The following is a 12,937-nucleotide window of genomic DNA, read 5'->3' on the forward strand; positions in this document are numbered from 1 at the left end:
CGCCGCCGGATTTTAGCAGGTAGGCCATGCCGGCCATGGAACGATCAATGACTGGGCGTGAAGCCGGTGAAACCGTCATAATCGCACCCCCCGGGTTGCCGCCCGGAACGCAACGAAGAAGCCCGGCGCGGTTTTTGCCGGATTTCGGCTCCCTCCACCACGACGCGTTGCCCTACGGCACGACGAGGTATTGCACCGATGTTTTCCCTGCAGACGATGTTCGGCCAAGGCAACCAGTTCTACGACCTGCTCGAGCAATCCGCCGTTGCCGCCCATGACAGCACCAAGGCGCTGCACGAAATGCTCAAGGAGGACCAGCGCGAACCTGCGCTGGATGCGTTCAAGCTGGCCCGTCAGCGCGAGCGCGACGCGTCCGAGAAGATCAGCCAGGAACTGGTGGACAGCTTCATCACGCCGATCGAGCGTGAGGACATCGAAGCGCTCAGCTCGGCCCTGCACAAGATCAACAAGCAGGCGGAGAAGTTTGCCGACCGCTACACGCTGGCGGTGCAGCACCTGGAGCACATCGATTTCGCCCCGCGCGCCGCGATGCTGGAGCAGGCGGCGAGCGTCGTGGTGAAGATGGTCAAGCAGCTGCGCAAGATCAAGCTGGGGCCGATGAAGGCGCTCAATGACGAGCTGCGCTCCATCGAGAACGAAGCCGACCGCCTGATGCTGGAGCTGTACCGCGAGATCTACTCAGGCGACCTGGAACCGTTGCAGATGTTCCTGCTGAAGGAATTCTTCGAGATCCTGGAGAAAGCGATCGACCGCTGCCGCGAGGCCGGCGTGGTGGCGTACGACATCGTCCTGAAGAACTCCTGAGGCGCCGCGCATGTTGACCCTGGTCATGACGGTGGTAATCGTCGCGCTCGTGTTCGAGTACATCAACGGCTTTCACGACACCGCCAACTCGATCGCCACCGTGGTTGCCACCAAGGTGCTTTCGCCGGCCCAGGCGGTGGCGATGGCCGCGAGCATGAACCTGATTGGCGCGCTCGTCGGCACCGCGGTCGCCAAGACGATTGCCTCCGGGCTGATCGATATCGGCGTGGTGGAGGTGGGCGCGCAACTGATCCTGTGCGCACTGCTGGGCGGAATCATCTGGAACCTGATCACCTGGTGGATCGGCTTGCCATCGTCCTCCTCGCACGCCCTGATCGGCGGACTGATCGGCGCGGCCCTGGCCGCCGCGTCCAACAATTTCGACGCGATCATCTGGTCCGAGCCTGCCGAGCCGATCTACCACAGCGCCGGCGTGCTGTGGAAAGTGGTTGTGCCGATGTTCAGCTCGCCGATCCTGGGCTTCGTTGCCGGCTTCCTGCTGATGGCCGTGTTGTTTGCGGTGATTTCCGGCATGGCCAGCAGTGGCGGTTTCCTGGCGCGCATGGCGCGGCCGCGCTGGGTCAACGGTTTCTTCGGCAAGGCCCAGATCGTCAGTGCGGCTGGCATGGGTTTCGCCCACGGCATGAACGATGCCCAGAAAACCATGGGTATCATCGCCCTCACCCTGGTGAGCGCACAAAGCACGGGCGTACTCGACAATCTCCCGGGCTGGCTGGCATTCCTGCACCCCTCGCCGGGCGCTTTGACCGACGGCGATATCGACCTGTGGATCAAGTTCGCCTGTGCGCTGGTGATGGCCGCCGGCACCGCGGCCGGGGGCTGGCGGATCATCAAAACGCTCGGTCACAAGCTGGTCAAACTGCACCCGATCCACGGTTTCGCCGCCGAGACGAGTGCCGCCTCGGTGATCCTGGCGGCGTCCTCGCTGGGCATCCCGGTGTCGACGACCCACAACATCTCCGCCGCGATCATGGGCGTGGGCACGGCCAAGCGCCTCAACGCGATCAAGTGGACGATCGTGGAGCGGATGATCTGGGCGTGGATCCTGACGATTCCGGCCGCCGGAGGAATCGCGTGGCTGGCGTTCCGCGGCCTGGCGGCATTGGGCTGGGCATAGTGCCCGCGGCTTGTGCCCTGGGGTGCACCTCGCTGGAGGACGCCCCTAGAGCACTTTCTAGAGCACGTCGCGCTCGCCCGAGAGTGCGCGTTCCATGCGATCGCTGGTGCCGCCGATGTCCAGCACCAGGCGGTGGACCTCGGCACCGTCCAGACCTTCAAACGGGCGGTTCTCGCACAGCTGCAGGTACGCATCCCCGCCCATCTCACCGATGGCCAGGTAGCCGACCCGGCTTTGCCAGTTGAATTTCAGCGCACGCGTGACGTCGACACCGTCGGCGACGGCCACCGCGCTGCTGACGCGCAGGTACGGACGCCCGTCCTCATCCTGCAGCTCGGAGAGGAAGATCGTCTGGTAGCGGGTCCCCTGTTCCAGCGAGAGCTCGATGCTGGCGACGCCTTCGTCCTGCAGGACGACATTGAAACCGGCACCGGTCAGGTGCTGGCGGATCGACTTGAAGGTGTGCATGGCGGACTCCAACGGGGGACGCCTATGCTACCGCGATGGAAAACCCGGCCCATAGGCGCGTGATCGCGGCGATCCGTGCGATCCCTTCCGGCCAGGTGGCCGGCTACGGGGAGGTTGCGCGCCGTGCAGGGCTGCCGGGGCGGGCGCGGATGGTCGCGCGGCTGCTGGCGGACAACGATGATCCCGGCTTGCCGTGGCACCGCGTCGTTCGTGCCGACGGGCGCATTGCCTTTCCGGCAGGCTCGGACTTGTACCTCGAGCAATGCCGGAGACTCAGGGCGGAGGATGTTCAGGTGGAGGCGGGGCGGGTTCGCGGCATGCGTCCGCCACCCTCTTTGGACGAGCACCTGTGGGGAGATCCCGGCTGAGGTGGGAGGTTTACTTCTGGCAAACCTGTCCCTTGCAAGCCCTTCCAGCAGCTACCATTGCGGGACTTTGTAAGGAGCTGCAATGTTTTCCAATCTTCCCCCGGTCACGCGCGCGCTGCTGATCGCCAACGCGGTTGTGTTCCTGCTCCAGAACGTCCTCGGGGAAGCCGCGCTCTCGGCCTTCATGCTGTGGCCCATCGGCGGCGGGGAAGGCCTGTATCCGGGCCGCGAATTCCTGCCCTGGCAGTTGCTCAGCTACGGCTTCATGCATGGCAGCTTCACCCACCTGTTGTTCAACATGGTCGCGCTGCTGATGTTTGGCGCGCCGCTGGAGCACACCTGGGGCGAGCGGCGTTTTCTGACGTTCTTCCTGGTCTGCGTGGCTGGCGCGGCCGTGTGCCAGCTGGCGGTGGGCGCGTGGACGATGTCGCAGGGCGGCATGGCGTACCCAACGGTGGGCGCCTCGGGCGGTGTGTTTGGCCTGTTGCTGGCCTACGGGATGCTGTTCCCGAACCAGCGGGTAATGCTGCTGATCCCGCCGATCCCAATGAAGGCCCGGACGCTGGTGATCGTCTACGGTGCGATCGAGTTGATGCTGGGCTTCAGTGGTTACCAGCCGGGCGTGGCGCACTTCGCCCATCTGGGCGGCATGTTGTTTGGCTGGCTGTTGATCCGCTATTGGCGCGGCCAGCCGCCGTTCGGGCGACGGGGTCCACCGCGGCCGCGCGTGGTGCGCTGAGCGCGGCCGGCAGGATCCCGGTAGCACAACGGAAAACGGCGCGTCTGCACGCGCCGTTTTCGTTTCTGTCCCGCCAGGCGGCGGGACAGAGCGCCTACTTCTTGCGCTTTTCCGCTGCCGGCTCCGGGCGGAGCACGATGCGATCGTCCGCTTTGAGCTGCATTGGTGTACCCGCCTTGCAGCCATAGGTCGTGCCGAAGGCGGCCATGTTCATCAGCGGGCCGTTGGTCCGCCATTTGCCCGGCGCATGCACGCCGTGCTTGGCGAGCTGGGCGGCCGACTCCGCGCTCAGGTGCTGGGGCCACAGTCCCGCCCAGCCTTCAAAGAATGCCTCGCGGGCTTTCTTGTCGGCGTCCGGCACGGCCTTGTTGTAGGCCTCCCATGCGAGCTGGACACCGGCGATGTCGGCGATGTTCTCGTCACGGGTCGCCATTGCGTTGACCTTGACGCCACCGAGCATCGGATAGTCGAAGCCGCTGTACTGCGCCACGACGCGGTTGCCCATTGCTTCCCAGGTGGAGGCGTCCTGCGGGGACCACCAGTCACGCAGGCTGGTGTCGGCGGCGATATGCCGGCCACGCGAGTCGAACCCGTGGCTGATCTCGTGGCCCACCAGCGCGCCAAAACTGCCGTAGAGGGTCGCGTTCTGCGCCAGTGAGCCCAGCAGCGGCGCCTGCAGCGCAGCAGCAGTGACGATCAGCCGGTTCTGCGCCAGATCGTAGGTGAGTGCCGGTTGTTGCGGCAGCACGTCCCAGCGACGGTCTGCGTTGTCCGCGCCGATGCGACGCATTTCCTCGCGGTGGCGCCAGGTGGACGCAATAAGCATGTTGCCGCCGAAGCTGCCGCGTCCCATCGGCTGGATGGTGAAGTCCAGGTCACGGGCCGGCACGCCCAGTTCGATCGTCATCTTCGCCAGCTTGGCGGACGCTTCAGCCCTGGCCTGATCGCTGATGCGGGTGTCACGGGCCAGCGACTCTGCCAGCGCGTTGCGGACCTGGCCGGCAATCAGCATGGCCTGGTTGCGGGTTTCTGGCTTCAGGTAGCGCGCGGCGTATTCGTGACCCAGCATCGGACCGGCGGCGTGGTTGATCGCATCCAGTACCTGCTGCTCGCGCGCGGGTTGAGCCGCAGTGCCGGCGATCACTCGGCCGTGGAAATCGAAGTGGGCGTCGCGCCAGGCCTTGGCCAGATACGGGGCCATCGAGTCGCCTACGCGCCAGCGCAGGTAGGCACGCCATTGCTCGGGCTTGAGCTCGCCGATGAGCCGGTCCACCTCCGCCAGGCGCGCAGGGGTGGCGATGGACACCGTGGGCGTGCTGACGCCCTGGGCTTCGAGGAACTTGTCGAGCTCAAGGTTGGGGTACTGGGCCCCCAGGCTGGCGGTATCGACCGCGCCGTAGTTACTGCGCGGGTCGCGCAGTTCAGCCAGGGGGCGGGATGCCTTCGCCAGGCGTGTTTCAAGGTCGATGACGAGCTGCGCCTGTTTCGCCAGTTCCTTGTCCTTCACGCCGGTGAGCGCGAGGATCTTCTCGATATAGGCGCGGTACTGCCCCATGACGGCCTGGGTCGGCTCGTCGGTGCGCAGGTAATACGCTGGATCAGGCAGGCCTGCGCCGCCCTGGCTGAAGTAGCCGATGTGGCGCGACAGGTTGGCCAGGTCGATGTCGGCACCGAAGTGGAACGCCACCGGAATGCCCACCTGGTGCAGCGCGGCGATGGCCGGAGCGATGCTCTTGCTGCGCTTGATCGCGACTATCCGGTCCAACAGCGGCGCCAATGGCTGGGCGCCATCGGCTTCCACGCCCGCCTCGTTCAGGCCACTGGCCCAGAAATCACCCAGCAGCTGCTGGACGGGGCCCTGCGGCGCCTGCATGGCGCTGTTGAGCAGCTCGATCTGCTCCTGACGGGCGCGCGTCTCGAGCTGGCCGAGGGCGGAAATGGAGTCCGCGCCTGCCGGCAGCGGGTTGGCCATCAGCCAGCCGGCATTGGCGAAGCCGTGGAAGTCGGTGCAGGCATCGGCCGCATCCTGCGCACTGACGGAAGGCGAGGCGAGACCGGCGGTCAAGCCGATCACGAGGGCACAAAACAGGGGTCGCAGGGTCATCGGGTAGTCCTTCCAGATTATCCCCGGCAGTCTATCAAGGTGGCGGGCAGTACAATGGCCCGATGAGCCAACACGTCGACTTGCCCTGCCTTGCCCCTGCCTTCGGTCCGATGCCGCGCCGCGTCACCCGCGCGGTCAGCATCGGTGGTGTCACCGTGGGCGGCGGGGCGCCGGTGGTCGTGCAGTCGATGACCAATACCGACACCGCGGATATCAATTCCACGGTGAAGCAGGTGGCCGATCTGTGGCGTGCCGGCTCGGAGCTGGTCCGTATCACGGTGAACAACGCCGAGGCCGCCGCCGCGGTGCCGCGCATCCGCGACAAGCTGGCGATGATCGGCGCGCCGGTGCCGCTGATCGGCGACTTCCATTACAACGGCCACCAGCTGCTTACCGCCGAGCCGGCGGCCGCGGAGGCGCTGGCGAAATTCCGCATCAATCCGGGCAACGTCGGGTTCGGCAAGAAGCGCGACACCCAGTTTGCGACCCTGATCGAGCTGGCAATCCGGTACGGCAAGCCGGTGCGCATCGGCGCCAACTGGGGTTCCTTGGACCAGTCGCTGGCGCGCGAGCTGATGGACGAGAATGCCTTGCGCGCGCAGCCGTGGGACGCCGGCCGCGTGCTGCGCGAGGCGCTTCTGCGCTCGGCGCTGGATTCGGCGGCGCGTGCGGTGGAGATCGGGCTGCCGGCGGACCGGATCGTGCTCAGCGCCAAGGTCAGCGGCGTGCAGGAACTGGTCACCGTCTATCGCGAGTTGGCCGCGCGGGGGGATTACGCCCTGCACCTGGGGCTGACCGAAGCGGGCATTGGCAGCAAGGGCATCGTCGCCTCCAGCGCCGCCCTGGGCGTGCTGCTGCAGGAAGGCATCGGCGACACCATCCGCATATCGCTGACCCCCGAGCCGGGGCAGTCGCGGACCAACGAGGTGATCGTCGCCCAGGAGCTGTTGCAGACGATGGGCCTGCGTGCGTTTACGCCGATGGTCACGGCGTGCCCGGGTTGCGGCCGCACGACCAGCACCTTCTTCCAGGAGCTTGCGCAAAAGGTGCAGGAGCACGTCCGGGCGAAAATGCCGGAGTGGAAAATCACCCATCCCGGCGCGGAGAATCTGACGCTTGCGGTGATGGGCTGCATCGTCAACGGACCGGGTGAATCGCGCCACGCCAACATCGGTATCTCCCTGCCGGGGACGGGTGAGGCGCCCTCGGCCCCGGTGTTCGAGGACGGCGAGAAAACCGTGACCCTGCGCGGCGAGCACATTGCCGATGAATTCCTCGGCCTGATCGATGCGTATGTCGAGCGCCACCATGGCGGCGCAAGGGGAGCCTGACCCGCCGGCAAGCACGCCGGCGGAGCGTACATCTGCTGGAGCCGATGGGCGCAGCCAGGACATTGGCGACGCACGCTTTCCATCCGACGAGGTCGGATTGCCCGATGAGACCGCGCCGCCCGACGAGAGCGCCCCGGAGATCGTGCGTCGGGAACAACGGCTGCTGGCGCGCATCGCCCGGGATTTCGGCTGGCCGCTGGTGCTTGTTTTCCTGACCCTGCTGCTGCCGCTGTGGGGGTTTTCCGAATTGGCCGGTGAGTTGCGCGCCGGTGCGGTGTTCGGCTTTGACGAGCCGATCCTGCGCGGCCTCCGCGCGATGGCAAGCCCAGGTGCAGACCGGTTTTTCGTCGCGGTCTCGAAGCTCGGCTATCTCTACGGCGTGGTGCCGGTCGACATCGTCCTGATCGCGGGATTGTTTTTACGCCGCAACGTGCGCGTCGCCACGTTTGCGTCGATGGCGGTGGTGGGCTCAGCGCTGCTGAACCTCTCGGCCAAGCGCATCTTCAGCCGCGACCGGCCGTCGCTGTGGGAATCGATCACGCCCGAACTCACCTCGAGCTTCCCCAGCGGGCACGCGATGGGCTCGGCGACGCTGGCCGCGGTCGTGATCGTGCTTGCCTGGCACACCCGCTGGCGCTGGCCTGTCATTGCCGCAATGTCGGCCTTCGTCCTGTTGGTGGGGACGTCTCGGGTGTACCTGGGCGTGCATTACCCCTCCGACATCCTTGCGGGTTGGGCCGTGGCCAGCGCCTGGGTGGCGGCCTGCCACCTCGCGGTATACCGGCTGCACGCGCCCACCTGGCCGCTCCACGGCCGACGCATGGACTGATCGGCCTCAGTTGCCTGGCTTGGCCGCGATGGTCGGCGCGGTGCTCGCCGCCCTGCGGGCCAGGCTGGCTTCGCGGTGCGCGATGTAGCCATTGGCGCTGAAGATGATCGCCGCACCCAGCAGGGTCCAGCGGTCCAGCGCCTCGCCGAACAGGAAGTAGCCGAAGACCACCACGATCGGCAGCTGCATGAAGCTGATCGGAATCAGCGCCGAGACTTCGCCCAGCTTGAGCGCGCGGGTCCACAGCATGTGCCCGCCGGTGCCCAGCACGCCGGCCAGCACCACCCACAGCCAGACGATGCCGTGCGGCCATTCCCACACCCACAGCGCCGGCAGCAGCGACAGCGGCACCCAAAGGATCGTCGTCAGGATCACGATGCGGTCCGCGGGCTCGGTGTACGCCAGCTGCTTGATCTGGATGGCGACGATGCCGCTGATGATCGCGGCCGAGACCGCGACCAGCGAGCCTGCGCTGAACTCGGTCGTGCCCGGGCGCACGATCACCAGCACCCCGATGAAGCCCAGGATGACCGCGCTCCAGCGGCGCACGCGCACCTGCTCCCCCAGCCAGAGCACGGCGGCGATGGTGACGAACAGCGGCGTGGAATACGACAGCGAGACCGCCTGTGCCAGCGGCAGGTGGCCGATCGCCCAGAAGCCGCAGAACATCGACAGCGTGCCAAGCACGCAGCGCACGATGTAGCGCGGCATCTGCTGCGTCCGCAGCAGTCCGGGCCCGTGCTTGAGCAGCAGGGGCAGGGCCGCGAGCATGCCGAAGAAGCTGCGGAAGAAAGCGATTTCGAAGGTGTGCAGCGACTCTGATGCCAACCGGATCGTGATCACCATCAGGGCGAAGAATGCGGTGCTGCCCAGCATCAACAGCGCCGCGCGGGTGTGGATGGAGATCGGTGGTTTCGGTGCTGTCACCAGCTCGCGCCGATCAGTCGCGGTTCCGGCTCCAGGGCGACGCCAAAGCGTTTGCGCACCGACCCCGCTATCTCTCGGGCGAGCTCGTAGAGCTCCAGCCCACTGGCCGCGCCGTGGTTGACCAGCACCAGCGCGTGGGACCCCGAGACGCCCGCGTCGCCCCTGCGACGGCCCTTCCAGCCGCAGGCATCGATCAGCCATGCCGCGGATACCTTCCTCGTCGCGTCCGAGCCGGTGGCAAACGTCGGCATCGACGGGTTGGCATCCTGCAGGGCGTTGGCCTGTGCAGCCGGGAGGATGGGATTCTTGAAGAAGCTGCCGGCGTTGCCGATCAAAGTCGGATCGGGCAGCTTGCCGCGGCGGATGGCGACGACCGCGTCAGCGACATCCTGCGCCGTGGGGTTGGAAACGCCAGCTGCCTCGAGCTGCGCGCTGATCCCGGCATAGCTCAGGCGCGGCTCGAAATCACGCGGTAGGGCGAACTCGACCGCGGTGATGATCAAGCGACCGGACTCACGCTTGAACAGGCTGTCGCGATAGGCGAACGCGCAATCGGCGGCGCTCAGATGATGCCACTCGCCGGTGGCCGGCTCGAACGCCTCCACCCGGTGGATGAACTCGCCCACCTCGACGCCATAGGCGCCAATGTTCTGGATCGGCGCCGCGCCGACGGTGCCGGGGATCAGCGCCAGGTTCTCCAGTCCGCAAAGGCCTAGCGCGAGCGACTCCATGACCAGTGCGTGCCATGTGGTTCCGGCGTCGGCACGCAGGATCGCCGCGCCATGGATTTCTCGCGCGACCACCACGCGGTTGCCGGTCAGTGCCAGCAAAGGCGCTTGCGGATCGCCGACGAACAACAGGTTGCTGCCGCCGCCAATCACCAGTGGCGGGTGGTCGCGGAAATCGGCTGAAGCCAGCACGTCGGGGAGGGCGGAGGCGTCGTCCACTTCGGCCAGAAAAGGCGCCAACGCAGGCACGCCGAAGCTGTTGCGCGACTTCAGCGGCACATTGCGGAACAGTCGTACGGAATCGCTCATGCAGCCGGCGGCAACGGTCCGCCGCTGGGCGCGAACTTGCGGCGGCGGATCGCTTCCACGCACTCCTTGATCAGGCCCGGGCCGCGATAGACCAGGCCGGAGTAGCACTGCACCAGGGTGGCGCCCGCGGCCATCTTGGTCACCGCATCGGCGCCGCTGAGGATGCCGCCGACACCCACCAGCGGGATCGACTCGGGCAGGCGCGTTCGCATCATCCGCAGCACGGTGGTGGAACGGCCCATGAGCGGTTTCCCTGAAAGTCCGCCTGTCTCGTCGGCACCGCGCACGCCTTCCACCGCAATGCGCGAGACCGTGGTGTTGGTCGCGATCACGCCATCGACCTGCATCTCCGTCAGCACGCGGGCACACGCCTCGATATCCGGGTCCGACAGATCCGGCGCGATCTTCACCAGCATCGGGATCCGACGGCCGTGCTTGGCGCCGAGGCGTTCCTGCTCCTCGCGCAGGGTGCCGACCAGTCGCCGCAGGGTCTGTTCCTCCTGCAGTTCGCGCAGCCCGGCCGTGTTTGGCGAGGAGATGTTGACGGTCACGTAGTCGGCCAGCTCATACACGCGCGACAGACAGTACATGTAGTCGCCGTCGGCGATGTCGTTGGGGGTGTCCTTGTTCTTGCCGATGTTGATGCCCAGCAACGCGCCCTTGCGATCGGCCCGTTCGACATTGCGCACCAGCGCGTCCACACCGGCGTTGTTGAAGCCCAGCCGGTTGATCACCGCCTTCTGCGACGGCAGGCGGAACATGCGCGGCTTCGGATTGCCGTCCTGCGGGCGCGGCGTGACGGTGCCGATCTCGACGAAGCCGAAGCCCAGCGCCATCAGTGCATCGATGTGCTCGCCATTCTTGTCCAAGCCGGCGGCCAGCCCGACCGGGTTGGCGAAATCCAGCCCGAAAGCGCGTGTCGTCAGCGGGGCAGGAACTTTCGACAGCAGCGAGGCCGCGCCCGATCGCCATGCGACATCGAGCGCGCGCAGACCAAGGTCATGCGCGCGCTCGGCATCCATGGCGAACAGCAGCGGGCGGGCCAGACCGTACACATCTACCCCCAGTTGGAGGCAAGCGCGAGGAACGCCGCGAGACCACCGAACAGCAGCAACACGCCGATGATCGACACGATCGCCAGCGCGACCATCGCGTAACCGAGCACCAGGCCGCTGACCGCCAGTCCATCGCCGTCGACCAGGCCATTGGCGGCTTTGATCTCACTGCGTGCCATATGCCCGGTGACGATGGCCACGATGCTGGCCACGAACGGCAGCAGCGTCCAACCCAGTATTCCGGCGACCAGGCTGATGACGGCCATGCTGCTGGTCCGGCGGACCTGGTGCGTCGGTGGCGGAAGCGGGGCGGAGACGGATGTGTTCATCGACGGTGCTCGGTGGGTCGGGCTTACAGGTCGAACTTGATGCCCTGCGCCAGCGGCAGTTCGTCGGAGTAGTTGATGGTGTTGGTCTGGCGACGCATGTAGGCGCGCCATGCATCCGAGCCGGACTCGCGACCGCCACCGGTCTCCTTCTCTCCGCCGAACGCGCCACCGATCTCTGCGCCGGAGGTGCCGATGTTGACGTTGGCGATGCCGCAGTCCGAGCCCCACGCCGACAGGAACTGCTCGGCCGCCTTCAGGCTCTCGGTGAAGATCGCCGACGACAGGCCCTGCGGCACGTCGTTCTGCATCTCGATGGCCTCGTCCAGGGTGCTGAATTTCATCACGTACAGGATCGGCGCGAAGGTTTCGGTCTGCACCACCTCGGAGCTGTTGGCCAGGCCGGTGATCAGGGTCGGCAGGACGAAGTTGCCCTTGCGGTCGATCGCCTCGCCACCGGACTCGACCTTGCCGCCGGCCGCCTTGGCCTTCTCGATCGCGGCAAGGAACTCCTTGACGCCTTCCGGGCTGTTCAGCGGGCCCATCAGGTTGGACGGGTCGGTCGGATCGCCGATTTTTCCTTCCACCTGCTTGTAGGCGGTGACCAGCTTGGCCAGCACGTCGTCATAGATCGACTCGTGGATGAACACGCGGCGGGTCGAGGTGCAGCGCTGGCCGGCGGTGCCGACCGCGCCGAACACGATCGCGGGGATCGCCAGCTTCAGGTCCGCGCTGGCATCGACAATCATCGCGTTGTTGCCGCCCAGCTCCAGAAGCGAACGGCCCATGCGGCGGGCGACGCGCTCGCCCACGTGGCGGCCGACCTTGGTCGAACCGGTGAAGCTGATCAGGTTGATGCGCTTGTCGTCGACGAAGTGCTGGGCCAGCTCGGTGCCCGCGTCGTTGAACAGGAAGAAGATGTCGGGGAAGCCGCCCTTGCGCAGGGCCTCGTTGCAGATCTTGATCGAGGCGATCGCCGACAGCGGAGTCTTGGGCGACGGCTTCCAGATGGTGATGTTGCCGCAGACCGCCGAGACCAGCGCGTTCCACGCCCACACCGCGACCGGGAAGTTGAACGCCGAGATCACCCCGACCACGCCCAGCGGGTGCCACTGCTCGTACATGCGGTGGCCGGGGCGCTCCGAATGCATGGTCAGGCCATACAGCTGGCGCGACAGGCCGACGGCGAACTCGCCGATGTCGATCATTTCCTGAACTTCACCGTCGCCTTCGGGCTTGGACTTGCCCATCTCCAGCGCGACCAGCGAACCCAGCGCGTCCTTGTGCTCGCGCAGCGCGTCGGCGCACAGGCGCACCGCTTCACCACGGCGCGGGGCCGGCGTGCTGCGCCATACCTTGAAGGCGGCCTGGGCGCGCTCGACGATCGTGTCGTAGTCGGCCTGCGTGGTCGCATGCACCTTCGCCAGTGACTCGCCGTCGGTCGGGCTCAGCGGCTCCAGCGTGCCTGCGTTGCCGGCCTTGGCCCATTCGCCATTGCCGAGGTACGTGCCGGATTCGGTGTCGTTCAGGCCGAGCGCAGTGAGGACGGGATGGGTCATGAAGATCTCCAGTTGATCGAACAGTGGTGAGGCCGCGCCTCAAGCCGCGGATTGATCCGGGCGGGGCACGCGGCGATGCCGCGAAACGTCTCGCAGACGATGAATGGTGACCCCGACACGATTCGAACGTGTGACCTGTCCCTTAGGAGGGGACCGCTCTATCCAGCTGAGCTACGGGGCCGTAACAGCCTATTTTCGCATGAACCGGTGCCGGGGTGGCGCGACGCGCGG

Annotated in this window: 13 protein-coding genes and 1 tRNA gene; 6 read left to right on the plus strand and 8 right to left on the minus strand. The window is 66.6% G+C overall.

Annotation, left to right across the window (positions count from 1 at the left end):
- Positions 1 to 198: 198 nt before the first annotated feature.
- Together INQ43_RS05100 and INQ43_RS05105 are read left to right on the plus strand one after the other, a co-directional pair.
- Positions 199 to 825, plus strand: coding sequence for a DUF47 family protein (locus INQ43_RS05100; protein WP_194037305.1), 627 nt, complete (start codon positions 199 to 201; stop codon positions 823 to 825).
- A gap of 10 nt (positions 826 to 835) precedes the next feature.
- Positions 836 to 1,963 (plus strand): inorganic phosphate transporter, encoded by a 1,128-nt coding sequence (locus INQ43_RS05105; protein WP_194035376.1) that lies wholly within the window; start codon positions 836 to 838, stop codon positions 1,961 to 1,963.
- Positions 1,964 to 2,020: 57 nt separating this feature from the next.
- On the opposite strand, the gene INQ43_RS05110 is transcribed toward INQ43_RS05105, so the two are convergent.
- A complete protein-coding gene (locus INQ43_RS05110; protein WP_194035377.1) occupies positions 2,021 to 2,431 on the minus strand; it encodes a hypothetical protein in 411 nt (136 codons plus the stop codon).
- A gap of 35 nt (positions 2,432 to 2,466) precedes the next feature.
- On the opposite strand from INQ43_RS05110, the gene INQ43_RS05115 reads away from it, so the two are divergent.
- Both INQ43_RS05115 and INQ43_RS05120 read left to right on the plus strand, forming a co-directional pair.
- Positions 2,467 to 2,799, plus strand: a complete 333-nt coding sequence (locus INQ43_RS05115) for an MGMT family protein (protein WP_194037306.1) — start codon at positions 2,467 to 2,469, stop codon at positions 2,797 to 2,799.
- 82 nt (positions 2,800 to 2,881) lie between these two features.
- Complete coding sequence (locus tag INQ43_RS05120) at positions 2,882 to 3,538, plus strand: rhomboid family intramembrane serine protease (RefSeq protein WP_193986755.1); 657 nt, start codon at positions 2,882 to 2,884, stop codon at positions 3,536 to 3,538.
- Between the two features lie 94 nt (positions 3,539 to 3,632).
- Here the strand turns inward: INQ43_RS05120 and INQ43_RS05125 are convergent, their stop codons facing one another.
- Positions 3,633 to 5,642, minus strand: coding sequence for a M13 family metallopeptidase (locus tag INQ43_RS05125; protein ID WP_194037307.1), 2,010 nt, complete (start codon positions 5,640 to 5,642; stop codon positions 3,633 to 3,635).
- A 62-nt stretch (positions 5,643 to 5,704) separates the two neighbouring features.
- Between INQ43_RS05125 and ispG the strand changes: the two genes are divergently transcribed.
- Together ispG and INQ43_RS05135 are read left to right on the plus strand one after the other, a co-directional pair.
- The gene (gene ispG / locus INQ43_RS05130; protein WP_194037308.1) at positions 5,705 to 6,973 is read left to right on the plus strand and encodes a flavodoxin-dependent (E)-4-hydroxy-3-methylbut-2-enyl-diphosphate synthase; all 1,269 of its coding nucleotides are present in this window, start codon (positions 5,705 to 5,707) and stop codon (positions 6,971 to 6,973) included.
- Positions 6,951 to 7,802: a phosphatase PAP2 family protein gene (locus INQ43_RS05135; RefSeq protein ID WP_194037309.1), complete on the plus strand. Its 852-nt coding sequence runs from the start codon at positions 6,951 to 6,953 to the stop codon at positions 7,800 to 7,802. Before ispG ends, INQ43_RS05135 begins: the two co-directional genes overlap by 23 nt.
- A gap of 6 nt (positions 7,803 to 7,808) precedes the next feature.
- Here the strand turns inward: INQ43_RS05135 and INQ43_RS05140 are convergent, their stop codons facing one another.
- From INQ43_RS05140 to INQ43_RS05165, 6 genes are all read right to left on the minus strand, one after another.
- A complete protein-coding gene (locus INQ43_RS05140) occupies positions 7,809 to 8,678 on the minus strand; it encodes a DMT family transporter (RefSeq protein WP_194035759.1) in 870 nt (289 codons plus the stop codon).
- A 47-nt stretch (positions 8,679 to 8,725) separates the two neighbouring features.
- A complete protein-coding gene (gene murB / locus INQ43_RS05145; RefSeq protein ID WP_194035381.1) occupies positions 8,726 to 9,766 on the minus strand; it encodes a UDP-N-acetylmuramate dehydrogenase in 1,041 nt (346 codons plus the stop codon).
- Positions 9,763 to 10,821, minus strand: a complete 1,059-nt coding sequence (locus INQ43_RS05150; protein ID WP_194037310.1) for a quinone-dependent dihydroorotate dehydrogenase — start codon at positions 10,819 to 10,821, stop codon at positions 9,763 to 9,765. The genes murB and INQ43_RS05150 overlap by 4 nt, the downstream gene beginning before the upstream one ends.
- A gap of 2 nt (positions 10,822 to 10,823) precedes the next feature.
- A complete protein-coding gene (locus tag INQ43_RS05155; RefSeq protein WP_228062625.1) occupies positions 10,824 to 11,087 on the minus strand; it encodes a DUF4190 domain-containing protein in 264 nt (87 codons plus the stop codon).
- 86 nt (positions 11,088 to 11,173) lie between these two features.
- Positions 11,174 to 12,706, minus strand: coding sequence for an aldehyde dehydrogenase family protein (locus INQ43_RS05160; RefSeq protein WP_194037311.1), 1,533 nt, complete (start codon positions 12,704 to 12,706; stop codon positions 11,174 to 11,176).
- 104 nt (positions 12,707 to 12,810) lie between these two features.
- Positions 12,811 to 12,887: transfer RNA gene (locus INQ43_RS05165), tRNA-Arg, on the minus strand.
- Between the last annotated feature and the right edge of the window lie 50 nt (positions 12,888 to 12,937).

It is taken from the genome of Lysobacter sp. H23M47 (assembly GCF_015209765.1).
GTDB classification, from domain to species: Bacteria; Pseudomonadota; Gammaproteobacteria; order Xanthomonadales; family Xanthomonadaceae; genus Novilysobacter; species Novilysobacter avium.